Source organism: Sphingomonas sp. BLHR8, assembly GCF_056821725.1.
This window is the reverse complement of the sequence record NZ_JBPDIM010000001.1, coordinates 128,478-149,752: the sequence shown is the minus strand read 5'-3', so window position 1 is coordinate 149,752 and position 21,275 is coordinate 128,478. Positions and strand designations below refer to the sequence as shown.

Here is a 21,275-nt window from a genome sequence, read left to right as displayed (position 1 = left end):
ATGCCTGCCCGCGCGGGGGGCAATGGCCTGACCGTCGCCCCCCGCTCGACCCGCCCGAGGCACAGCGCTAAAGCGCGCAATATGACCGCCATCGATCCCTTTGCCGACTCCGCCGAACCCTTTGCGCTGTTCGACCGCTGGTTCGCCGAGGCGCGCGCGAGCGAGATCAACGATGCCAATGCGATGGCGCTGGCCACGGCGGACGCGATGGGCCGACCGTCGGTTCGGATGGTGCTGTTGAAGGGCCACGGCCCCAACGAGGGTGAGGGCGGCGGGTTTGTGTTCTACACCAACCTCGACAGTCGCAAGGGCGCGGAGCTTGCGGCCAACCCTGAAGTGGCGCTGCTGTTTCACTGGAAAAGCCTGCGCCGCCAGATCCGCATCGAAGGCCCCGTCGCCCCGGTCGCCGAGCGCCAAGCCGACGCTTATTTCGCCAGCCGCAGCCGCGACAGCCAGCTGGGCGCGTGGGCGAGCGAACAATCGCGACCGCTCGACCACCGTGCAACGTTCGAGGCGCGCTTCGCCGAGGTGCAGGCCCGCTTCGAGGGTCAGGACGTCCCCCGCCCGCCGCGCTGGTCGGGCTGGCGCGTGACCCCGCGCGCGATGGAATTCTGGCTCGATCGCGAGCACCGCCTCCACGAGCGCCGCCGCTTCGAGCGCGCCGACGTGCACGCGCCGTGGCGCAGCGGCCTGCTCTATCCGTGACGCCGACCCACGCCCCCGGTGACCTCACCGAACGCGGCGCGCTGACCAGCCGCGCGGCATTGCTGAGCGTCGCGGTGGCCACGCTGCTCGGGCTGGTGAAGCTGTGGGCGGTGTGGCGCACCGGCTCGACCGCGATGCTTGGCAGCCTCGCCGATACGACACTCGACCTCGTCGCGTCGGTCATCACACTGATCGGCGTGCGCATCGCCGCCATCCCTGCGGACGAGGATCATCGCTTCGGCCACGGCAAAGCGGAGGCGCTGGTGGGAATGGTGCAGGTGGTGCTGATCAGCATCTCTGCACTGTTTCTCGGCTGGCGCGCGGTCAATCGGCTGATCGAAGGGGGCAGCGTCGGCGCACCCGAAGCGGGCATTGCGGTCTCCGTGCTGGCAATCTTCACGACCTTGGGATTGATCGCTTATCAAACGCGTGTGGTGAAGCGCACCGCGTCGGTGGCGATCGCGACGGACAGCCTGCATTATCGCTCCGACCTCCTCCTCAACTTCGCGGTGATCGCAGCGCTGGCGCTCGAAACCTGGGGCGGGCTGACCGGCGCCGATGGCGTGTTTGGCGTCCTCATCGCGCTCTGGCTGCTGTGGGGCGCGTGGCGCGCGGCGAGCGAGGTCGTCGACCAGCTGATGGACAAGGAATGGTCGACCGAGCGCAAGCGCGCCTTCATCGAGGTCGCGCTCAAGGAGCCTGAAGCGCGCGGCATCCACCATCTGCGGACGCGCACCAGCGGCACGCATGATTTCGTCCAGCTGCACCTGTGGCTGCCGCACGACATGACCGTCGCCGCCGCGCACGAGGTGATGGACCGCGTCGAAGCCCGCCTCCACGCGGCCTTCCCGGGGGTCAACATCATCATCCACCCCGATCCCGAAGGGCACGTCGACACCATCGACTACGAACCGTCGGAGGGCTATCTCCACGGTCCGGCGCGGATGGTCGGATGACTCCCGCCTCTCACCGCTTCGTTCAGGTCGACGCGTTCACCGACCAGCCGTTCGGCGGCAATCCGGCGGCAGTGGTGCCGCTCGACGCCTGGCCCGACGACACGTGGTTGCAGGCGGTGGCGGCGGAGAACAACCTTTCCGAAACTGCCTTCACCGTGCCCGATGGCTCCGCCGATGCCGACTATGAACTGCGCTGGTTCACCCCGACCTGCGAGGTCGCGCTTTGCGGCCACGCGACCCTGGCAGCGGGGCACGTCCACCTCTGCGACGAGCCCGATCGCCCGAACGTGCGCTTCGCCACGCGCCGCGCCGGGCTGCTCGAGGTGGCGCGCGACGGCCGTGGTTATGCCATGTCCCTCCCAGCCTACCCGCCCGATCCGACGCCCTTGTCCGCCATGGCCGCAGCGATGGGGGGCGCTCCGGTCGAGACGCTTCACCATCCGGCCGGCTACGCGCTGCTCGTCTATGCCACCGCGGACGAGGTGCTGGCGCTGACACCCGACTTCGCTGCGCTGGCGGCGTTCGGCGACACGCTCAACATCGCCACCGCGCCCGCCGCCGGCTGCGACCGTGCCGGTCCGGCGGAGGTCGTGAGCCGCGTCTTCGCGCCCGCCGCGGGGGTCGACGAAGACCCGGTGACCGGCTCCGCTCACGCGGTGCTGGCGCCATATTGGACGCAGCGGCTCGGTCGCGATCGGCTGCTCGCCTATCAGGCAAGCCGGCGTGGAGGTTATGTCGGATGCCGCGTGGACGGAGACCGCGTCGTCCTGACTGGCGGGGCGGTCACCGTGATCGCGGGTCGGCTGCTCGCCTAGAGACCGGCAATCGCTCGCTGCAGCGCGGTGCGGACGTTCGGGATCTGCTGGTCCGTCGAAATGCCGAGCCGCACGACGGTGAGCCGCTGCGACGGGCTGACGATGATATACTGCCCCTGGTGGCCAATGCAGGCGAACAGGTCGGCCGGTCCCCGCCCCGGCCACAGCGCCGGTTCGCTTCTCGTCGGGCGCGGACGGTTGAGCCAGATGTGCCCGCCATAGCCGGCATCGCGCGGCGACGGCGTGCGCATGAACCGGACCCAGCTTTCGGGCAGCAACCGTGTTCCGTCGGGTGTAACCCCGCCGCGCCGCAGGAACTCGCCGAACTTTGCATAATCGCGCGCGGTCGCGTGCATGATCGACCCGCCGATCATCGTGCCCTTCGCGTCGAATTCGGGAACGAGGCTGGTCATGCCGAGCGGCCCCGACAGCCGACCGTTCAGAAATTCGAGCACCGCCTGCCGCCGTACGCCCGGGTCGTCGCTGTCGGTCAGTGCGCGGGCGACGATGTCCGCCAGGATCACGCTGGTGGCGCTCGAATAGACGAAGCGTTCGTCCGGCGTCGCCACCGCGGGCTTGCCTTCGGCGAAGCCGGCCATGTCGTCCGCCTCGCCGCCGAACAGCATGGCTACCGTGTCCGCGTTCCACGGCGGATCGCTCTCCTCCACATGGTCGAGCCCGGAAGACATGTGCAGCAAATGCCGCAGCGTGATCCGCCCGCGCGGGTCACCATGCCGCCGCCATGCCGGCACCGGCGCCGGCTCGTCGAGCGCAAGCCGCCCATCGGCGACCAGTTGCCCGACCATCACCGCAGTGATGCTTTTGGCCATCGACCAGCTGATCAGGCGGCTGTCGGGACCAAATCCCGCGCCATAGCCCTCGTAGATGGGTTGCCCGTCGCGCAGCACCAGCAGGGCACGGGTTTCGCCCATCGTCGCGGGATCGGCGAACAGCTGCTCGATCGCGGCGCGGGAAGCTGCATTGAGCGCCGCCTCCGCGGTCAGCACGCGCGGCGCCGCGGCCGGCGCGACGGTGCCGCCCCCACAACCGCCGAGGGCGGTCGCCAGCAGGACGCCACTTGCCACGATCATTGCTTTGCGGTTCATGGCGCCGGTGCGTAGCCCAGCCCCCGCTTCCGCCTCAACCCGTCGCTCGAACATGCGCATGATCGCATTGCTCATCGCGCTGCTGGTCGTCGCCCTGCTGATCGCGCGCGGACCCTATTGGCTGGCGCAGGCGCAGACTGGCGCCAATTACGGCGCGCGGATCGGCTGCTCCTGCCGTTTCGTGCAGGGCCGCGACCTTGCGAGCTGCGCGACCGACTTCGAACCCGGCATGGCGCTGGTCTCGATCGAGGAGACGACGAATCCGCCCGGGGTCGAGGCGAGCGTGCCGCTGCTCGCCAGCGCGCGGGCGCGTTACGTCGCCGGAACCGGCTGCCTGCTCGACACCGACTGAGCTGCACCCGCCCACGGCTCGGTGCCGTCGATCCACCCGCCGCCGAGCACCCGGTCGCCGCGATACAGCACCGCCGCCTGCCCCGGCGCCACGCCATATTCGGGCGCGGCGAAGTGAACGTGAGTGCCGTCCCACCGCGCGGGCGCTGGCCTGGCGAGCGAGCGCACCTTCACCTCGAGCGGGCCGGCAAGCTCATCCGCCGCGGCCAGCGCGTTGAACCGGACGAGCCGTGCGCTGCGCACCGCCAGCGCCTCGCGCGGGCCGACGATCACCGCATTGGCCGCAGCGTCGATGGCGATCACGTACAGCGGTTCGCTGAGGCCACCGATCTCCAGTCCCCGCCGCTGACCCACGGTGTAATGCACGATCCCGCGATGTGTGCCGATACGCTCGCCGCTGCGGGTGACGATTGGCCCCGGCACGATGCGTCCGGGGCGCACTCGATCGACCACCGCGGCATAATCGCCGTCGGGCACGAAGCAGATGTCCTGGCTGTCGGGCTTCGCAGCAACGCGCAGCCCCAGCTCGGCGGCAATCTCCCGCACGCGCGACTTGGGCAAATCCCCCAGCGGAAAGCGCAGATAGTCGAGCTGCGGGCGCGTGGTCGCGAATAGGAAGTAGCTCTGATCGCGCGCCGGGTCGCTCCCCCGATGCAGCTCGACCCCGCCCGGCCCCACCACGCGGCGGACATAATGTCCCGTCGCCAGGGCATCCGCACCCAGTTCGCGGGCGTAGGCGAGAAGATCGGTAAATTTCGGCCCTTCGTTGCAACTGACACAGGGAATGGGCGTCCGCCCGCTGAGATAGGCGTCGGCGAACTGTTCGAGGACGTCGCTATGGAATGCCGAGGCATGGTCGATCACATGATGACGAAAGCCCAGCCGACCGGCCACTGATGCCGCATCGCGAATATCGTCCCCAGCGCAGCAAGCGCCGGGGCGACGCGGCCCGGACGGACTGTCATAGAGCCGCAGAGTCAGCCCGATCACCTCCGCGCCGCTGGCGTGCGCGAGCGCGGCCACCACGCTCGAATCCACCCCGCCGGACATGGCGACGACAATCCGGCGCGCATGGAGCGGCTCGGGCAGCTGCAGGTCGAAGACGGACATGATCGCCGCGGGCCTTAGCCCAACGGGTCGATCGATGCACGCTTTCGCGTCAGTCGTCGCGGGAGACCCGCTCCTGGCGTTCGTGCCGCTCCTGCGCTTCGAGCGTCATCGTCGCGATCGGTCGCGCGATCAAGCGGCCGATCGAAATCGGTTCGCCGGTCACTTCGCAATAACCATATTCGCCTTCATCGAGCCGGCGCAGCGCCGCGTCGATCTTGGCGATCAGCTTGCGCTGGCGATCGCGGGTGCGCAGCTCGATTGCCCAATCGGTTTCGCTCGAGGCGCGATCGGTGAGGTCCGGCTCACGCATCGGACCGTCCTGCAATTGCGCCAGCGTCGCCTCGGATTCGGTGACGATGTCGCGCTTCCAGTTGGTCAGGAGCTGTCGAAAGAACGCCTGCTGGCGTTCGTTCATGAATTCTTCGTCCGCACTGGGCCGGTAGCCATCATCACCGGCCATGGCGTCGGCGGCCGGACCGTCGAGGGCCCCGCCCCCCGGCTTTCGCTTGGCGCTCGAACTCATCCCTCGGCTCCCGTTGCCTGCCCGCCGGAGGCAGATGGGCGATGCGGCGCCTAGACGATGGTCCCACCCCCCGCAAGCGCCGGAATCTGGAAGCGCTGCGTCGAGTCGAGAATGGCACGAGTCCTGAATCGACACATCTGCTCGCGCAAACAGCAAAGTTTTGCCGGGCGATGCTGTCTTTTTCGCCGGGATTTGGTTAAGGGCGTTGCAGGGTATTTGCCTCATGGGCAGTCCCGACCTGCGATCGTCTCACCACGATCATCATGGATCATTGGATTCGAAAATGTCGGTTCGGAGCGCGCTAGCTAGATTATGTGCCTGCACGTGCGGTGGTGCCCTGGTGGGTGGCGGCGCGGTGCATGTTGCACAACCCGTGGAGCGCAAGGCCCGCGTCAGCGTTGTGCGTGAAGCGCCGAGGGTGCGTGCCCGTGTCGCTCAGGCCCGGCCCAAGGCACGCACGGTGCGCCGCGTCGCCCGCAGCGTGCCTCGCGCTCGCAGCGTTCAGCGCGTGCGGCGCGTGGTGACCCGCCGGACCATCTACCCCGGCCAGCCGACCGTGACGCGCGTCCCCTATGCCGCAGCGCCCAGCTTCCCGATGCGTAGTGAAGCGCCGCCGTACAGCTGGGGCGGTGGCGGCGTGCCGGTGGTGGTCGGCGGCGGTTTCGGCAACGGCTTTGGCGGCGGGCTGGTCGGTGGTTTCATCGGCGGCTTCTTTGGCGGCGGCGGTGGCGGCGGCGGGGGTAGCATCGTCATCTCCTCCACCAGCAGCGGCGGCTCGATTTCGACCTCCACCGGCGGCCTGACGTCGACCGGCGGCTCGACCTCGACCTCGACCGGTGGCCTCACGTCGACGGGCGGGTCGACGTCAACCTCCACTGGCGGGGTCAGCACCTCCACCTCCAGTGGCGGCAGCTCCACCTCGACGTCGAGCGGTGGCAGTTCGACCTCCACCGGTGGAGTTTCGTCGACATCGTCGAGCACCTCGGGCGGCGTCAGCACATCGACCGGTGGGATCAGCTCGACCAGCTCGACCGGCGGGGTGAGCACCTCCACCGGCGGTGTGTCGACATCGACGGGCGGAGTCAGCACCTCCACGGGCGGCGTATCGACGTCGAGCGGCGTGAGCACTTCGACGGGTGGCGTATCGACGTCGACGGGCGGAGTCTCGACCTCGAGCGGGGTGTCGACCTCCACCGGGGGTGTGTCGACCTCGAGCGGGGTGTCGACCTCGACCGGGGGCGTGTCCACCTCCACGGGCGGGTCGTCGAGCACGTCCTCTTCGTCGTCGTCGAGCTCTTCGTCCTCCAGCTCCTCGTCCAGCAGCAGCTCGTCGGGCCTGGGCGGATCGTCGAGTTTCGGCACGACATCGAGCGGCGGTTCGACCTCGACCGGATCATCGACGTCCTCGGGAGGATCGACGTCGACCTCGTCCGGGATCACCTCGACCTCGTCGAGCTTCGGCACGACCAGTTCGTCGTCGTCCTCGTCGAGCAGCAGCTCAAGCAGCAGCAGTTCGTCGTCGTCCTCGTCGTCGGGCGGCAGTTCGAGCGGCGATACGCCCACCGACGTGCCGGCCCCGCCGATGCTCCTTCTGTTCGGTGTCGGTGCCGCCGGTCTGATCGCACGCGGTCGGCTGGCGCGCCGGTCCAGCGCGAAGGACTGACCCGGCCCCCCCCCCCCCCGCGGTTCGCGCCGCTGGCGCCTCCACTCGGCGCAGCGCGACCGCACAACGGGCCCTCCCTACGCCATCGCGTCGGGAGGGCCCGTTGCATCCAGCCTCAGGCGGGGACCGCCTCCGCCATGCTGGCACTGTCGGCGGCGCGCACCGGAACGTGGGGCACCGGACCGGCACCGGCGTCCCGAAACTTCAGAGCGCCGTCGTTCAGCGGTGCCTTCGTCAACAGCCACTGGTCGTGGAGATAATCCTGGTTGAGGCGCCAGGGGTCGGCCGCACCATTCTGCGGCAGCATATCGAGCGCGCGCTGGACGTAACCGCTCGAGAAATCGAACACGACGTCGTCGGCCTGAGCATCGGCTTCGGAGAGCTCGGGCACCGCCATATCCGCTCCGCGCGCCCGCATTTCGTTGATGACGCGGCAGGTGAAGATCGACACGATGTCCGCCTTCAGCGTCCAGCTCGCGTTGAGGTAGCCGAACACCAGCGACAGGTTCGGGATGTTCGAGAACATCGTGCCCTTGTAGTAGAAATGATCGTGCCAGCTGACCGGGCGGCCATCGACTTCGAACGCCGCCTTCCCCGCCACCGCGAGCTTGAGCCCGGTGGCGGTGACGATCACGTCGGCGTCGAGATGGCGACCTGACATCAGCTGAATGCCCGTCGCGGTGAAGCATTCGATGTGATCGGTGATGACATCGGCGCGGCCGACGCGGATTTCCGCGAACAAATCGTTGTCGGGAACGAGGCACAGGCGCTGCTCCCACGGGCCGTAGGGCGGAGTGAAGTCGGCGGCGTTATATTTTTCCTCGCCCAAGCCCTCGCGTACCCCGGCGAGCAGGCGTTCGCCCATCTTGTCGGGCTTGGAGCGGGCAAATTTGAAGCCGTAGTTCTGCAGCCGCACATTCTTGAAGCGCGTCAGCCTGTAAGCGAGCTCCGGCGACAGGAACCGCCGTAGCGTGTTGGCGAAGCGGTCCTCCGACGGCCGGATGAAATACCAGGTGGGCGTGCGTTGCAGCATAGTGACATGCGCCGCACCGCCGCGGGTCAGGTTGGGCACCAGCGTCACCGCGGTCGCCCCCGACCCGATCACGACGATGCGTTTGCCGCTGTAGTCGTAATTTTCCGGCCAGAACTGCGGATGGATGATGTCGCCCTGAAAATCCTCGCGCCCTTCGAACACCGGGTCGTGGCCCTGGTCATAGTCATAATAGCCGGACCCCATGTAAAGCCAGCGCGCGGTGATGGTTTCGCGCCGCGGGGCTGCGCCCTCAGCCTCGACGTCCACCTCGACCGACCATCGCGCCTCGGCGCTCGACCAACGTGCAGCGACGACGGTGTGGCGGAAGCGGATATGCGGTCGCACCCCCCGCTCGTCGGTAACGCGATTGAGGTATGCGAGGATGTTCGGCCCGTCGGCGATCGCCTTTTCTTCGCGCCATGGCTCGAAGATGTAGCCGAGCGTGTGCATGTCGCTGTCGCTGCGGATGCCGGGATACCGAAACAGGTCCCACGTGCCGCCCAGGTCGGCGCGCCGTTCGAGGATCATGTAACGTTCGTTGGGGCAGCGTTGCCCCAGGTGCACCGCCATGCCGACGCCGGAGATGCCCGCGCCGACAATCAAAACATCGGTATCTACAGGCGATACCGTATGCGGATCGCGAGAAGCGCTGAACTGCGCGGCGGGGTCGGCTTCGGCCATGGTCGTCCTCCAGCCCCTTTCAGGGGGGCGGTGTGGAGCGTAACCGACTGGCGAGGCGATGCAAGAGTGTCCGACCACAGCATGCAACCGTCGAGTGCGAACGGTGCAATTCCCACGAAACGGTCACCCTGAAGTTGTTTCAGGGTCCATGCCGCACTGCCAGCGGGGGATACTGAAACTAGTTCAGCATGGCGGGTGTGAGATCGCGAGGGGTCTCGCGCTTAGGCGGGTCAGACCACCACCGCTCCGTACAGGTCGTGCGCGTCGGCGTCTTCGACCAGCACGGGCACCACGTCACCGGGCGCGAGCGTGGGCGCGACGTCGCGGAGGTAGACGTGGCCGTCGATCTCCGGCGCGTCGGCCTGGCTGCGGCCGGTGGCGCCGATGCTGCCGTCCTCGTCCGGCTCGCCCACCTCGTCGATGATGACGGGCAGCACCCGGCCGACCTTGGCGGCGAGCTTGGCGGCGCTGATGCGAGCGGTGACCTCCATCAGCCGGGCATAGCGCTCCTCTTTGACCGGCTCGGGCACCGGGTCGGGAAGGAGGTTCGCCGCGGCGCCCTCGACCGGTTCGAAGCGGAAGCCGCCGACGCGGTCGAGCTGCGCTTCCTCGAGCCAATCGAGAAGATACTGAAAGTCCGCCTCGGTTTCGCCCGGGAAGCCGACCACGAACGACGATCGGATGGCGATGTCAGGGCAGACCTCACGCCATGCGGCGATGCGTTCGAGCACGCGCGCCTCGTTTGCCGGGCGACGCATCGCGCGCAGCACCGACGAGCTCGCATGCTGGAACGGGATGTCCAGGTACGGCGTGATCAACCCCTCGGCCATCAGCGGGATGACTGCGTCGACATGCGGGTAGGGATAGACATAGTGCAGCCTCACCCACGGCCGCGTGCCGTCGGGGCAGCGCAGCTCGCCCAGCGCGCGGGCGAGGTCGGTCATGTGCGTGCGGACCTCCAGGCCCCGCCAAGTGCGCGGCTCGTGCCGCACATCGACCCCGTAGGCGGAGGTGTCCTGGCTGATGATCAGAAGCTCGCGCGTGCCCGCCGCAACCAGCTTTTCGCATTCGCGCAGCACAGCATCGACCCGCCGGCTGGCGAGGCGGCCGCGGATGTCGGGGATGATGCAGAAGGCGCAGCTGTGATTGCACCCTTCCGCGATTTTCACATAGGCATAATGGCGCGGCGTCAGCTTCATCGTCGCCGCATCGAGATCGCCGCGCGCCTGCGGGATGAGGTCGAGGTAGGGCGACAGCGCGGGCGGGGCGGCTTCATGCACCGCGCCGACCACGCTCTCATACTGCTGGGGGCCGGTGATCGCGAGCACCTGCGGGAAACGGGCGCGGATCACCTCAGCCTCGCGCCCCAGGCAGCCGGTGACGATGACGCGACCATTCTCGGCGATAGCCTCGCCGATCGCTTCGAGACTTTCTTCCTTCGCGCTGTCGAGGAAGCCGCAGGTGTTGACCAGCACCACGTCGGCCCCGGCATAATCGGGCGACATCTGGTAGCCATCGGCGCGCAGACGCGTCAGGATGCGCTCGGAATCGACGAGCGCCTTCGGACAGCCGAGGCTGACCAGGCCGACCTTGGGCGGCGTGGGGAGGGTGATCTGATTCATGGCAGGCGACCGCCTGTAACGCGCTCGCGCCCAAATGTCACATCGTCGCCTTACGCGCCCGGTGTGACGAAAGCCGCTTGCGTCGTGCGGGCGTGTAACTCTATCTCATAGCGTCATGAGCCTGTTGCACCGCACCTTCATCGCACATCCGGAGGCCATCGGCGAAAGCTATGGAGAGCACGCCCGCACCGCGGGCATGTTTGGCGTGAAGATGATCTCCGGCGGCGTGCGCTGCCTCGTTCATGCGGTCGTGCCGGCGCTGTTCGTCGATGCGGCGAGCAAGACGGTCGTCGGTCTGTATGGCTACATGACGCGCCGCGCTGCCGCCCGCGGGCTGCAGGCCGGAGCGAAGGGCGCGGACAGCTTCTCCTGGGTGATCTGAGCGCGCCTGCGCGGCATGGCGCGATCGTCGGCGCGGGTTTTTCTGCGCTAGCGCTGGCGCGACGACTGATCGAAGCCCCGCACGTCCGCGTGACGGTGATCGGACCGGGGCCGGTCGGCGCCGGGCTCGCTTACGGTCGTGCGGAGGCGTGGCACCGGCTCAACGTGCCGCAACCGCGGATGGGCAACGACGCACGCGAGGTTGCCGCGTTCGCCGAGACTGGTGCGCTGCGCACAAGGTCGCCGACAACTTCGCTCCGAGGCCCAACTACGCACGCTACCTGGCGGAGGATTTTTCGGCGCTGGTCGCCCGCAGCGACGGCCGCCTGCGCCACGTCGACGCGCAGGTCGTTGCGGCGAGATATGGTGGCGCGGCGGCGCTGACCTTGGATCGCGGAGCCCCGTTGCATGCCGATGTGGTGGTGGTCGCAACCGGCAACGCGCCGCCGGATACGCCGGCGATTATCGCCGACGCCGCGTTGCCGCTGGAGTCGTACGCGCCCGATCCGTGGGCGCCCGATGCGCTCGACGAGCTTGCGACCGATGCGCCGGTATTGCTGCTCGGCACAGGGCTGACGATGGTCGACCTCGCGCTGTCGCTGGCAACGCGCGGACACCAAGGCGAGGTTAGGGCGCTGTCGCGGCGAGGGTTGCTGCCGCGCGCGCACGCAATCGCGCCCGAGCCGCCGCTCGACCCGCCGTCACCTGCGCCACGTGCCTTGTCGCTGATGCTGCGGGAGACGCGGGCCGCGTCGCGCGCCGCGGACTGGCGCTGTGTGATCGACGCGTGGCGACCGGTCACGCAGACCGCCTGCGAAGAGTCGGACGATGCGACCCGTCGCCGCTTTCTTCGCCACCTGCGCCCATGGTGGGATGTGCACCGTCACCGCCTCGCCCCCGATGTCGCGGCGACGATCGAAGCGCAGATCGCCGACGGCGCGCTGCGCGTGTGGGCGGGCCGCCTGACGGCCGTGAGCCAAAGCGGCGATGGTGTGCGCGTGCGTTGGGCAAGCCGTGGCGGCGGCGAAGGAACTGCGATTGTTGCGCGGATCATCAGTTGCACCGGCGCGGGCAGTGAATTCGGGCGAGGGAATGCGCTGATCGAGCAGCTCGCTGGAGAGGGTGCGATCGTGCCTGACCCGCTCGGACTGGGCATCGCCTGCGATGAACAGAGCCGCGCGTCGACTGCGAAGGCGCAAGCGTGCCGTGGCTCTACTTGATCGGTCCGCCGACGCGCGGGCGCTGGTGGGAGGTGACGGCTGTGCCCGACATCCGCAACGCCGCAGCCACGCTCGCTGCGCAGCTGATGGCTTAGAGCGGTCCCTTGATTGGTAGCACCTCGACCACGCGGTCGCCGGTCTGAAGCATCTGCGCTTCATGTTCCCAGAAGCCGATCATGCGTCCGCTGCGGTAAATGCGCATGCCGCGCCCGCGGCCGGTGAGTTCGTCGATGCTGCGGCCGACTTCCTCCGGGCGCACCTCGCGCTCCACCAGCTGCACATCGCCCGAGATGGAGGCGAGGTCGGCGAGATAGTCGCTGACATGCTCCCCCTGCGCCGATCCGGCCAGCAGCAGTCCGGTGAAGCTCACCGGATTGATCACCGTCGTCGCCCCCGCCTGGCGCGCGAGCAATTCATTGTCCGCCGCGCGCACCACGACGGTGATCGGGACGGTGGGGACAAGGTGCCGCACCGTGAGCACGATGAGAATGCCCGTATCGTCGCGGCCCGCGCTCACCAGTACCGCGCTCGCAGTTTCGATGCGCACGTCGAGCAGGGTTTCGTCGCGCGTCGCATCGCCCTCCAGCGTGACGCAGCCCATGGCCACCGCCTCCTCGAGCCGTTCGGGATCGCGTTCCACCACGACGATGTTGCTCGCTTCGGTGCCACGCGCGATCAGTTCGCGCACCGCTTCGGAGCCGCTGACGCCGAAGCCGAGCACGAGGATATGGCCGGAGAGCGATTTCTGGATGCGCGCCATGCGCCATTTCTCCCAGCTCTTTTTGATGACGAAGGTATAGGCGGTGCCGACAAAGACGAAGATCACCGCCATGCGGATCGGCGTCACGATGACCGCTTCGATCAATCGCGACCGGTCGGATATCGGGGCGATGTCGCCAAATCCCGTGGTCGTGATCGAGATCATCGTGAAATAGACGACGTCGAGGAAGCTCACGACATTGTCGTGATTGTCCTTCAGTCCTTCGCGGTCGGCCCAGTGCACCGCGACGACGATGCCGATCAAAAACAGCACCAGCCCCAGCCGCGCCGCGACATCCGCCCAGACGGGAATGTTCGTCGCGCGTTTGAGCGGACTGAATTTGCGCGGCGGGGTGACGCGGCGCTTCATCGCTCAGCCGGCCTCGCTCATGCGCTGCGTCAGCGCCCCGATCGATGCATCGTGGGTGAGATCGACGCCCAGCGGGGTCACCGCGATGGTTCGCTCGGCGATCGCTTCGAGGTCGGTGTTCTGCCCCGGGGTGTGCTCGATCCCGTGCAGCCCGAACCAGAAATAAGGGTAGCCGCGAGGGTCGGTGCCGCGAACGATCGAGCCGCGGCCATAATCGTGAAAGCCCTGCCGCACGACGCGCACCCCGGTGACCTCGTCCGGTTCGCACGCGGGGAAGTTGATGTTGATGAGCGTGCGTTCGGGAAAAGAATAGTCGAGCAGCGGGCGCAGCACGCGGGCGCCCCACGTGCTGGCGACGGAGAAAGGCACGCGGTCGCCCATTCCCTGCCGCGCGTAAACCTGGCTGAGCGCAATGGAGCGGATGCCCGCGAGCGTGCCTTCGATCGCAGCGGAGACCGTGCCCGAATAGGTGATGTCATCGCCGAGGTTTGCGCCCCGGTTGACGCCCGAGAGGATGAGGTCCGGTCGCTCGCCCATAAGCTCGCCGATGGCCATCATCACCGCATCGGTGGGCGTGCCCGACACCGACCAGCGCCGATCGTTGTGCCGCCGCACGCGCACGGGGCGCGACAAAGTGAGTGAGTGCCCAGCGCCCGACTGCTCCTCCATCGGCGCGCAGACATAGACATCGTCGCTGAGTTGCGCGGCAATCTCTTCCAGCACCTTGAGGCCGGGGGCGTGGATGCCGTCGTCGTTGGTGAGGAGGATGCGCATCGGTTGCTCAGCTCCGTGGCTCGAGGCGCTCGACGCCGCCCATATAGGGGCGCAGCGGCGGCGGGATGGTGACGCTGCCGTCGGCCTGCTGATAATTTTCGAGCACCGCCACCAGCGTGCGTCCGACGGCAAGACCCGAACCATTGAGCGTGTGGACGAACGCGGTGCCCTTCGCGTCCGCCGGGCGGTATCGCGCATCCATCCGGCGCGCCTGAAAATCGCCGACGTTGGAGCAGCTCGAAATCTCGCGATAGGTGCCCTGCCCCGGCAGCCACACCTCCAGGTCGTAGGTCTTGCGCGCGGAAAAGCCCATGTCCCCGGCGCACAGCAGCATACGGCGATAAGGAAGTTCGAGCGATTCAAGCACCGCTTCGGCGGCGCGGGTCATGCGCTCATGCTCGGCATCGCTGTCCTCGGGGGCGACGATGCTGACCAGCTCGACCTTCCAGAACTGATGCTGACGGATGTAGCCGCGCGTATCGCGCCCCGCCGCCCCCGCCTCTGAACGGAAGCACGGCGTGAGCGCGGTCAGCCGCAGCGGCAGTTCGCCCGCCTCGAGAATACGCTCGCGCACCGCGTTGGTGAGGGACATTTCCGCGGTCGAGATCAGCCAGCGGCCGTCAGTCGTTTGGAACAGGTCTTCGCGAAATTTCGGCAGCTGCGCGGTGCCATAGGCAGCGTCGTCGCGGACCAGCAGCGGCGTGGCGCACTCTGTATAACCCGCCTCGCGCACCTGCATGTCGAGCATATATTGCCCCAGCGCGCGTTCGAGGCGGGCGAGGTCGCCCCACAGGAAGGCGAAGCGCGCGCCCGACATTCTAGCCGCGGCCTCGAAATCGAGGCCCAGCGCGGGGGCGAAGTCGGCGTGCTCCTGGGGGGTGAAGTCGAACGCGCCCGGCTTGCCCCACCGTTTCCGCTCGACATTACCGCTCTCGTCCTCACCCTCCGGCACATCGCTCGCCGGGAGGTTGGGGAGCGCGGCGAGGCGGTCATGCAGGTCGCGACCAAGCCGTTCCGCTTCCGCCTCCAGCGCGGGGAGCGTCTGCTTGAGCTCCGCAACTTCGGCCATCAAGGCGCTCGCCTGCGCCTCGTCGCGCGCCGCCTTTGCGGCGCCGATCGCCTTTGACGCGGCATTCCGGCGGGCGAGCAATTCCTGCGCTTGCGTCAGCTTGGCGCGATGCTCCGCGTCGATCGCGACCAGCTCGCTCGCCTGCGCTGGCAAGCCCCGGCGGGCAAGCCCTGCATCGAACGCCGCGGGATCGTCACGAAGGAAGCGGATATCATGCATGGCGCCCGGCTAGGCGGGGGCGCCGCGCAAGACAAGGTGGAACGCCGCGCCTCCCCGCCCTGACACGCCGCGCCCCCCTCCACTCTGAAGTTATCGGACCGCGCTGAGATCCGGCGTCCGTCCCCGCGCCATGACCCACTGCACGCGTTCAAGCACGCGCGCGTCGGTGAGCGGATCGCCATCGACTGCGATCATGTCCCCGGCGTAACCCGGCGCCAGTCGGCCGATCTCCCGCTCCATGCCGAGCGCGCGAGCGGCGGTGGTGGTGGCGCTGACCAGTGCCTCCCGCGGGGTCATGCCGGCATCGACCAGCAGCTGGAACTCCTGTCCATTCTCGCCATGGGGAAATACGCCGGCGTCGGTGCCGAACGCCACCGGCACGCCATTTCGCCGCGCCGCCTGCACATTGCGCCCGAGATGCTCGAGCGTTTCGCGGATCTTCGTTTCGACCGTGGGGGTGTAGATGTTGCGCCCGAGACCGCTTCGCACCTGTGTCAGCGCGCGCAGCGTCGGCACGAGGTAGCCGCCCCGCGTCCGCATCTCCCGCGCGCCCGCATCGTCGAGGAACGTGCCGTGATCGATCGTATCGAACCCGGCCCGCGCCGCCGCCTCGATCCCGCGCGCGCCGTGCGCGTGGCCCATGACGCGAAGGCCGAGACTGTGGGCGGTGGTGACAATGCTCGACAGTTCCTCCGGAGTGAAATGTGCCTCCAGCCCGCGGCCCTGCTGCGACAGGACGCCACCGGTCACGGTGACCTTGATCACGTCCGAACCGGCGCGCGATGCTTCGCGCACGCGGGCGGCGCACTCCTGCGCGCCGGTGCAGGTGAACCCGCTCGACAGCGCATGGATCACGTCTTCGCGAAAGCCGGTGACGTCGCCGTGGCCGCCGATGATCGACAGCGCCGGCCCTGCCGCAATGATGCGTGGGCCGGAGATGACACCGGCGTCTATTCCCCGCCGCAGCACGAACGCGGTCTGACGCGCGGAGCCAGCCTCGCGCACGGTGGTGAAGCCCGCGCGAAGCGTCCGCTGCGCATTGCGGACGCCGAGCACGACCCCCCATTCGTCAGGATCGACCGCCTCGCGCCAGAAATCTCCTGACGGATCGCCGGTCAGATGGACGTGCAGGTCGATGAGGCCAGGCAGGACGGTGCGGCTGCGCTGGTCGACGACCCGGGCCCCGTCGGGCGCAGGTTGGAACCCGTTGGCGATCGACACGATGCGGCCATCGGTGACGGTGATCGTCGACGGCCCCAGCGGTGCGGCGGCGGGATCGGAGATGACTCGCCCCGCGTGGACAATAACCGTCTCCGCCTGTGCAGCGCTGCTCGCGATGAGCGCTGCGACGGCCGCGACACCCGCCTTAGTCCATTGACGCATTGAACCCCTCCCCCTCTCTTTGCGCGCGGAGGTTACGAGGGCTGCGGCAAAAGAAAAGGGGGCGGCACCGATTCGCCCGCCCCCCTTTCGATCTAGCGTTGCCTCACCAGAAGATGCCGTACACGACGTCGACGACGCGCCCGCTGCGCAGGTCGATCAGCAACGCATCGTCCCAGTAACGCACCCAGCGATAGGGGCCGTAGGCTTGTGGCAGTCGATAGGCCCACGGGTCATTGATATAATATCGGCTGCCGAAGAACCCCGATCCCAGCGTCAACCCGATCGAAAGCCGGCGATAGCCGTAACCGGAATAAGGCGCGTAATAACGAGGGAGCCGGTAGAGATTGCTGTACCGCTGACGATAGCCATACCAGTCGTAGCGGCTGTCCCGCCGCCAGTCGCGGCTCCAGCCAGTGCCGTGATTAGAGCCGTAGCGCGGGTCATAACCACCGTAACGCGAGCCGTAGCGCGGGTCGTAGACGGAGCCCTGGGGCGAACCGTAGCGTGGGTCGCGGCGCCAGTTGCTGGTGTCGCGGTCACGGCGGTCATCGCGACGACCTTCAAACCGATCCCACTGACCATTGTTGTTGCGGTCATACTGACCGTTCTGCGGGTCGCGCTGGCGGGCGAGATCGCGGAAGCGGTCGTTCATGAACCCGCCGCCGATCGGAGCGCCATCGTTCGCGCGCGGCTGGCGGTCGTCGCCGCGCCACCCGCCGCGGCGTTGCGCTGCCCAATCCTGCGCCTGCGCGCTTGCGCCGGGGTTCTGCGGCGCACCGCTGTCGCCACGCCAGGTGCCGCCCCGCCAGGACGGACGCTCCCGCTGTGCCTGCGGCGAACGCGGCGCGTTTTCGATCGACGGAACCGGGCCGCGTTCCGGCCGGGTCCATGCGGGAGCGACGCTGGCATCAGGCGCGCGCCGTTCGATCCGTCCTTCGCGCCAATCGCGGGCGCGGTCGCCCCGCCCCGCCCTGGCCTCCGCTCTGTCGCGCGTTTCACCGGTCGACTGTGCCGCAGCTATGGCCGGGGTTAGGGCGCTCGCCGCGGCAAGCGCGGCCAACAGCCATCGAGTCTTCATCATCGCATGTTCCCACACCGTGCGTTGACCGTCCGGTTCGAGTCGGAAAGCTATGCCGCCGCGACTGTCGCGCGACTGAATGAACAGAAGGTCACAGCCGCAGGCCGCACGTCTCCTCGGCGCCGATCATCAGGTTGAGGTTCTGGACGCTGCTGCCCGCTGCACCCTTCCCCAGATTATCGAGACGCGCCACGAGCCGCACGTCGAGCCCGTCGGCGGATGCGAACAGGGCGATGTCGAGACGGTCCGTAGGCGGATCGTCGTCGCGGAGGAGCAATTCGCCCTCGCTCAGCAGCCCGCCGACCCGCACCGTCGCCGCGTCGGCGTAGTGCGCGCACCATGCCGACAGCAGTTCGTCCGGGGGCGCGATCCGCGCGTCGGCGGCGCGCAGCAGCGGCACTTCGACGATCATCCCGCGGTGCGCCGGGATCACCGCCGGGGCAAACAGGGGCGCGCGATGAAGGCCGGCCCGGTCGCGCATTTCCGGCAGATGCTTGTGATCGAGCGTGAACGCATAGCCGCGCCAGGCAATCGTCCGATCGTTCGCATAGCGTTCGACCAGCGCCTTGCCTCCGCCCGAAAATCCGGAGACCGCGTGGCACGAGAGGGCAATGTCCGCAGGCAGGAGGCGCGCGCTGACCAGCGGCGCGACCAGCGACACGAAACCGATGGCGTAGCATCCGGGGTTACTTACCCGCGCCGACGCCGCGATCTCCGCTCGCTGGCCTACGCGAAGCTCCGGAAAGCCATAGGTCCAGGCGGGGTCGACCCGGTGCGCGCTCGACGCGTCGATCAGCCGGACATCGCTCTGCGCGGCGAGATCGGCGGCCTCGCGCGCGGCGGCATCGGGCAGACACAGGATCGCGACGTCCGCGCCCTGCATGGCGTCGGCCCTCGCCGCGGCGTCCTTGCGGCAATCATCGGCGATGGCCACCAGTTCGATGTCGGCGCGGCCGGACAGACGCTCGGCGATGTCGAGTCCGGTCGTCCCCGCCGCACCGTCGATGAAGACCCGCGCGGTCACGAACAGCCGTCGTCGGGCCGTAGCTCGTGGGGCCGAACGTCGGCGCGAGGGACATAGCCTACGCGATGCCGGGCGGCATCGTATCCCCAACAGCATTCCGCGGTGACGTCGAGCACCATCACCACATCGCCCTCCGCCAGCTCCGCCACGACATCGTCCGTGCCCGGGACCGCGCGCAGGCTTGTCGGCCGGGTGACGACGAAGGCCAGCGGCTTGGCATAATGAGGCGCGAAATGATGATGCGCTTCGGCAATGTCGGCGAGGTCGGGCCGGATCGCCTGAACCGTGGGGTCATATTCCCGCGACGGTCCGGTAAGGTGGTAACGCTGACGTTCGGGCGGGGACTCAGCTGGCGCGGGCGACTGCGGGCTCGCCGCCGATGAGCTGATTGAACCGTTCAAGAAAAACTCTCCCCGCCTGCGTCAACTCGACCAGCACATTGCGCCCGTCGTCTCGATCGCGGTGGCGGGTCAGATAGCCGAGCGCGGCCAGCTTGTTCAAGGCGCGGGTTACGACGGGTTTGGACACGCCAAGCCGCTGGGCGAGACCCCGGACGGTGTGCGGGCCAGCGGTCAGGGCGACGCTGAGCATGATGCCAAGCTGGCGGTTCGTGAGATCCGGAAGATCCGATTGGATGATGCGAACCAGCGCACGCATCCACGCCATATTGTTCATCGCCCCGTGGCCTCACCTCTCCCCTCGACGCCGTGGCTGCAAAGCTTGCGGCATCCTGTCCCTGACCAACGTTCCATGACGTCGCGGGTTGCGTCGCGCGTCGGGCTATCGCGAGGGATAACGGTCGCGGAGCATGGCCCAGGCAGCGCGCAGCCCGCCCGCAGCACCGCCCTTCGGCCGCCCCGGCCGATCGTGCGGGTTCCACGCGTAGGTGTCGAGGTGCGCCCAGGCGATCCCCTCCCCCACGAAATGCTGAAGGAACAGCGCAGCGGTCACCGCGCCGGCAAAGGCTCCGGCGGGCGCGTTGGTGAGGTCGGCCACCTGACCTTTCAGCATGTCACGATACCCGTCCCACAGCGGCATGCGCCACAGCGGGTCGTCGTTCGCCTTGCCTCCCGCGAGCAGCGCGTCGGCGAGCGAATCGTCGTTGGCGAACAACGCCGGCAGATCCGGCCCCAACGCCACGCGCGCCGCGCCGGTGAGCGTGGCGAAATCGATCATCAGTTCCGCCCCCGCCTCGCTCGCGCGGTGAAGCGCATCGGCGAGGATCAGGCGACCCTCCGCGTCGGTGTTGTCCACCTCGACCCGGGTGCCTTTGGCGCTGGTCAGTACGTCGCCCGGCCGCATCGCGCCCCCCGCGATGGCATTTTCAGCTACCGGGAGCAGCAGATGCAGCCGCACCGGCAGTCGCGCTACCATCGCCAGCCGAGCGAGCGACAGCGCGTGCGCCGCGCCGCCCATGTCCTTCTTCATCAGCGCCATCGCCGCCGACGGCTTGATATCGAGCCCGCCCGTATCGAACGTGACACCCTTTCCTACCAGCGCGACACGCGGATGGTCCTCGCGGCCCCACATCAGCTCGATGAGCCGCGGCGCTCGCCCGCTCGGAGCCGCCCGCCCGACCGCGGCGATCATCGGCGCCTCCCGCTCCAGCGCCTCTCCGCGCAGGACGGTACAATCGGCGCCATGCTTGGCGGCAAGGTCGCGCGCGATCGCCTCGATCTGCTCGGGGCCGCAATCATTGGCGGGAGTGTCGACGAGATCGCGCACCGCGATCACCGCCGCCGCCTCGCGCACAGTCTCGTCGATGCGGGCAACGTCGGGGGTCACGAGGATGCGCGGCCCGTCGGCTCCGCGATCTTTCGGTTTGCGATAGCGTTCGAAGCGATGCTGCGCCGTCAGCCAGCCGAACATCGCCGGACCGGGCGATGCCCCTTCGGCAAGCCGATAGCGTCCGGGGGGAAGCACGCGCGGCAATTTTGCCATGCACCAGCTCGACAGTTCTCTGGTGTTCGCGACCACCGCGGCGACGCTCCACCCGTCGCCGTTGGTGTCGGGCACGATGGCATGGGCGTAACCCTCCGCCTTGAACTGCTGCGCCTCCACCGTCGCGCGCTGACGCGTCGAAAGCCCGGCACGCCACGCATCGAAACTCTCTTTGTCGACGAGGGTGATCGTGACCGCCGGTTGGCCGCGGTCCGCTTCGAGCATCGGATGGAGATCGGTCATGCCGATGTCGTGTGCGTTCGATGCCCCGCTTGCAAGGCGGGAACCGGACGCCAGCTCCCGCGCTCACCCATGAAGCAGCGTGGAGACGGACATGGCCAAGGACAAGAGCAGCAATACTGACAAGCAGATCAAACGCGCCCAGCCCCGCGGGGGGAAGGTCGGCGAGACGCCCGAAGAAAAGCGCGGGAAAAAGGCCGACGCCCAGAAGCTACGCAGGAAGGGCGGACCGGACGGGTCGAGCACCGGCCC

At 68.3% G+C, this 21,275-nt stretch carries 21 protein-coding genes and 1 pseudogene; 7 read left to right on the top strand and 15 right to left on the bottom strand.

The annotated features are described in order from the left end of the window. Positions 1-81: 81 nt before the first annotated feature. From pdxH to ACRYJK_RS00780, 3 genes are read left to right on the top strand one after another with little or no spacing between them, the layout of a single operon-like run. Positions 82-705 carry a pyridoxamine 5'-phosphate oxidase gene (gene pdxH, locus ACRYJK_RS00790; RefSeq protein WP_482665694.1) on the top strand — a complete coding sequence of 208 codons (624 nt, stop codon included), beginning with the start codon at positions 82-84 and terminating at the stop codon, positions 703-705. Next, on the top strand, positions 702-1,661 hold the full coding sequence (locus ACRYJK_RS00785; protein ID WP_482665693.1) for a cation diffusion facilitator family transporter: 960 nt from the start codon (positions 702-704) through the stop codon (positions 1,659-1,661). Before pdxH ends, ACRYJK_RS00785 begins: the two co-directional genes overlap by 4 nt. Continuing rightward, the gene (locus tag ACRYJK_RS00780; RefSeq protein WP_482665692.1) at positions 1,658-2,476 is read left to right on the top strand and encodes a PhzF family phenazine biosynthesis protein; all 819 of its coding nucleotides are present in this window, start codon (positions 1,658-1,660) and stop codon (positions 2,474-2,476) included. The genes ACRYJK_RS00785 and ACRYJK_RS00780 overlap by 4 nt, the downstream gene beginning before the upstream one ends. Here ACRYJK_RS00780 and ACRYJK_RS00775 read toward each other — a convergent pair. Continuing rightward, on the bottom strand, positions 2,473-3,582 hold the full coding sequence (locus tag ACRYJK_RS00775) for a serine hydrolase domain-containing protein (protein ID WP_482667359.1): 1,110 nt from the start codon (positions 3,580-3,582) through the stop codon (positions 2,473-2,475). The two genes, ACRYJK_RS00780 and ACRYJK_RS00775, sit on opposite strands and share 4 nt — an antisense overlap. Before the next feature lie 58 nt (positions 3,583-3,640). On the opposite strand from ACRYJK_RS00775, the gene ACRYJK_RS00770 reads away from it, so the two are divergent. After that, on the top strand, positions 3,641-3,934 hold the full coding sequence (locus ACRYJK_RS00770; RefSeq protein ID WP_482665691.1) for a hypothetical protein: 294 nt from the start codon (positions 3,641-3,643) through the stop codon (positions 3,932-3,934). Here ACRYJK_RS00770 and mnmA read toward each other — a convergent pair. From mnmA to rimO, 5 genes are all read right to left on the bottom strand, one after another. Beyond that, positions 3,895-5,043, bottom strand: coding sequence for a tRNA 2-thiouridine(34) synthase MnmA (gene mnmA / locus ACRYJK_RS00765; RefSeq protein ID WP_482665690.1), 1,149 nt, complete (start codon positions 5,041-5,043; stop codon positions 3,895-3,897). The two genes, ACRYJK_RS00770 and mnmA, sit on opposite strands and share 40 nt — an antisense overlap. Positions 5,044-5,092: 49 nt before the next feature. Further along, the gene (dksA, locus tag ACRYJK_RS00760) at positions 5,093-5,503 is read right to left on the bottom strand and encodes an RNA polymerase-binding protein DksA (RefSeq protein ID WP_482667358.1); all 411 of its coding nucleotides are present in this window, start codon (positions 5,501-5,503) and stop codon (positions 5,093-5,095) included. 633 nt (positions 5,504-6,136) lie between these two features. Continuing rightward, entirely contained in the window at positions 6,137-7,129 is a 993-nt protein-coding gene (locus tag ACRYJK_RS00755) for a hypothetical protein (RefSeq protein ID WP_482665689.1), read from the bottom strand. Between the two features lie 215 nt (positions 7,130-7,344). After that, positions 7,345-8,943, bottom strand: coding sequence for a flavin-containing monooxygenase (locus ACRYJK_RS00750; RefSeq protein WP_482665688.1), 1,599 nt, complete (start codon positions 8,941-8,943; stop codon positions 7,345-7,347). A gap of 230 nt (positions 8,944-9,173) precedes the next feature. Beyond that, positions 9,174-10,565 (bottom strand): 30S ribosomal protein S12 methylthiotransferase RimO, encoded by a 1,392-nt coding sequence (gene rimO / locus ACRYJK_RS00745; protein ID WP_482665687.1) that lies wholly within the window; start codon positions 10,563-10,565, stop codon positions 9,174-9,176. Between the two features lie 115 nt (positions 10,566-10,680). Between rimO and ACRYJK_RS00740 the strand changes: the two genes are divergently transcribed. The 3 genes and pseudogenes from ACRYJK_RS00740 to ACRYJK_RS00730 all read left to right on the top strand — a co-directional run bounded on the left by ACRYJK_RS00740 (position 10,681) and on the right by ACRYJK_RS00730 (position 12,166). Further along, positions 10,681-10,947, top strand: a complete 267-nt coding sequence (locus ACRYJK_RS00740; RefSeq protein ID WP_482665686.1) for a DUF6356 family protein — start codon at positions 10,681-10,683, stop codon at positions 10,945-10,947. After that, positions 10,935-11,105 (top strand): annotated as a pseudogene (locus ACRYJK_RS00735) (FAD/NAD(P)-binding protein); the annotation flags it as partial. The gene ACRYJK_RS00740 and the pseudogene ACRYJK_RS00735, both read left to right, overlap by 13 nt. Next, on the top strand, positions 11,096-12,166 hold the full coding sequence (locus tag ACRYJK_RS00730; protein WP_482665685.1) for an FAD/NAD(P)-binding protein: 1,071 nt from the start codon (positions 11,096-11,098) through the stop codon (positions 12,164-12,166). The pseudogene ACRYJK_RS00735 and the gene ACRYJK_RS00730, both read left to right, overlap by 10 nt. A 91-nt stretch (positions 12,167-12,257) precedes the next feature. Here the strand turns inward: ACRYJK_RS00730 and ACRYJK_RS00725 are convergent, their stop codons facing one another. The 9 genes from ACRYJK_RS00725 to ACRYJK_RS00685 form a co-directional block, all read right to left on the bottom strand. Continuing rightward, a complete protein-coding gene (locus tag ACRYJK_RS00725; protein WP_482665684.1) occupies positions 12,258-13,295 on the bottom strand; it encodes a potassium channel family protein in 1,038 nt (345 codons plus the stop codon). Positions 13,296-13,298: 3 nt separating this feature from the next. After that, positions 13,299-14,069 (bottom strand): 5'/3'-nucleotidase SurE, encoded by a 771-nt coding sequence (gene surE, locus ACRYJK_RS00720; RefSeq protein WP_482665683.1) that lies wholly within the window; start codon positions 14,067-14,069, stop codon positions 13,299-13,301. A 7-nt stretch (positions 14,070-14,076) separates the two neighbouring features. Continuing rightward, positions 14,077-15,357: a serine--tRNA ligase gene (gene serS, locus ACRYJK_RS00715; protein ID WP_482665682.1), complete on the bottom strand. Its 1,281-nt coding sequence runs from the start codon at positions 15,355-15,357 to the stop codon at positions 14,077-14,079. A gap of 90 nt (positions 15,358-15,447) precedes the next feature. After that, a complete protein-coding gene (locus ACRYJK_RS00710) occupies positions 15,448-16,740 on the bottom strand; it encodes a metal-dependent hydrolase family protein (RefSeq protein ID WP_482665681.1) in 1,293 nt (430 codons plus the stop codon). Between the two features lie 103 nt (positions 16,741-16,843). Then, a complete protein-coding gene (locus ACRYJK_RS00705) occupies positions 16,844-17,821 on the bottom strand; it encodes an RcnB family protein (RefSeq protein WP_482665680.1) in 978 nt (325 codons plus the stop codon). An 88-nt stretch (positions 17,822-17,909) separates the two neighbouring features. Next, a complete protein-coding gene (gene argC, locus ACRYJK_RS00700) occupies positions 17,910-18,842 on the bottom strand; it encodes an N-acetyl-gamma-glutamyl-phosphate reductase (RefSeq protein WP_482665679.1) in 933 nt (310 codons plus the stop codon). Next, positions 18,839-19,243 carry a hypothetical protein gene (locus ACRYJK_RS00695; protein WP_482665678.1) on the bottom strand — a complete coding sequence of 135 codons (405 nt, stop codon included), beginning with the start codon at positions 19,241-19,243 and terminating at the stop codon, positions 18,839-18,841. The genes argC and ACRYJK_RS00695 overlap by 4 nt, the downstream gene beginning before the upstream one ends. Beyond that, positions 19,188-19,517: a MarR family transcriptional regulator gene (locus tag ACRYJK_RS00690; protein ID WP_482665677.1), complete on the bottom strand. Its 330-nt coding sequence runs from the start codon at positions 19,515-19,517 to the stop codon at positions 19,188-19,190. Before ACRYJK_RS00690 ends, ACRYJK_RS00695 begins: the two co-directional genes overlap by 56 nt. Positions 19,518-19,622: 105 nt before the next feature. Further along, a complete protein-coding gene (locus ACRYJK_RS00685; RefSeq protein ID WP_482665676.1) occupies positions 19,623-21,026 on the bottom strand; it encodes a leucyl aminopeptidase family protein in 1,404 nt (467 codons plus the stop codon). Positions 21,027-21,275 lie beyond the last annotated feature (249 nt).

Excerpts from the sequence above, each read along its gene's own strand:
- ACRYJK_RS00710 (WP_482665681.1), bottom strand. The coding sequence starts at position 16,740 with ATGCGTCAATGGACTAAGGCGGGTGTCGCGGCCGTCGCAGCGCTCATC.
- ACRYJK_RS00685 (WP_482665676.1), bottom strand. The coding sequence starts at position 21,026 with ATGACCGATCTCCATCCGATGCTCGAAGCGGACCGCGGCCAACCGGCG.
- ACRYJK_RS00705 (WP_482665680.1), bottom strand. The coding sequence starts at position 17,821 with ATGATGAAGACTCGATGGCTGTTGGCCGCGCTTGCCGCGGCGAGCGCC.
- rimO (WP_482665687.1), bottom strand. The coding sequence starts at position 10,565 with ATGAATCAGATCACCCTCCCCACGCCGCCCAAGGTCGGCCTGGTCAGC.
- ACRYJK_RS00725 (WP_482665684.1), bottom strand. The coding sequence starts at position 13,295 with ATGAAGCGCCGCGTCACCCCGCCGCGCAAATTCAGTCCGCTCAAACGC.
- ACRYJK_RS00775 (WP_482667359.1), bottom strand. The coding sequence starts at position 3,582 with ATGAACCGCAAAGCAATGATCGTGGCAAGTGGCGTCCTGCTGGCGACC.
- pdxH (WP_482665694.1), top strand. The coding sequence starts at position 82 with ATGACCGCCATCGATCCCTTTGCCGACTCCGCCGAACCCTTTGCGCTG.
- ACRYJK_RS00780 (WP_482665692.1), top strand. The coding sequence starts at position 1,658 with ATGACTCCCGCCTCTCACCGCTTCGTTCAGGTCGACGCGTTCACCGAC.
- dksA (WP_482667358.1), bottom strand. The coding sequence starts at position 5,503 with ATGGCCGGTGATGATGGCTACCGGCCCAGTGCGGACGAAGAATTCATG.
- ACRYJK_RS00750 (WP_482665688.1), bottom strand. The coding sequence starts at position 8,943 with ATGGCCGAAGCCGACCCCGCCGCGCAGTTCAGCGCTTCTCGCGATCCG.
- ACRYJK_RS00740 (WP_482665686.1), top strand. The coding sequence starts at position 10,681 with ATGAGCCTGTTGCACCGCACCTTCATCGCACATCCGGAGGCCATCGGC.
- serS (WP_482665682.1), bottom strand. The coding sequence starts at position 15,357 with ATGCATGATATCCGCTTCCTTCGTGACGATCCCGCGGCGTTCGATGCA.
- ACRYJK_RS00770 (WP_482665691.1), top strand. The coding sequence starts at position 3,641 with ATGATCGCATTGCTCATCGCGCTGCTGGTCGTCGCCCTGCTGATCGCG.
- ACRYJK_RS00690 (WP_482665677.1), bottom strand. The coding sequence starts at position 19,517 with ATGAACAATATGGCGTGGATGCGTGCGCTGGTTCGCATCATCCAATCG.
- surE (WP_482665683.1), bottom strand. The coding sequence starts at position 14,069 with ATGCGCATCCTCCTCACCAACGACGACGGCATCCACGCCCCCGGCCTC.
- mnmA (WP_482665690.1), bottom strand. The coding sequence starts at position 5,043 with ATGTCCGTCTTCGACCTGCAGCTGCCCGAGCCGCTCCATGCGCGCCGG.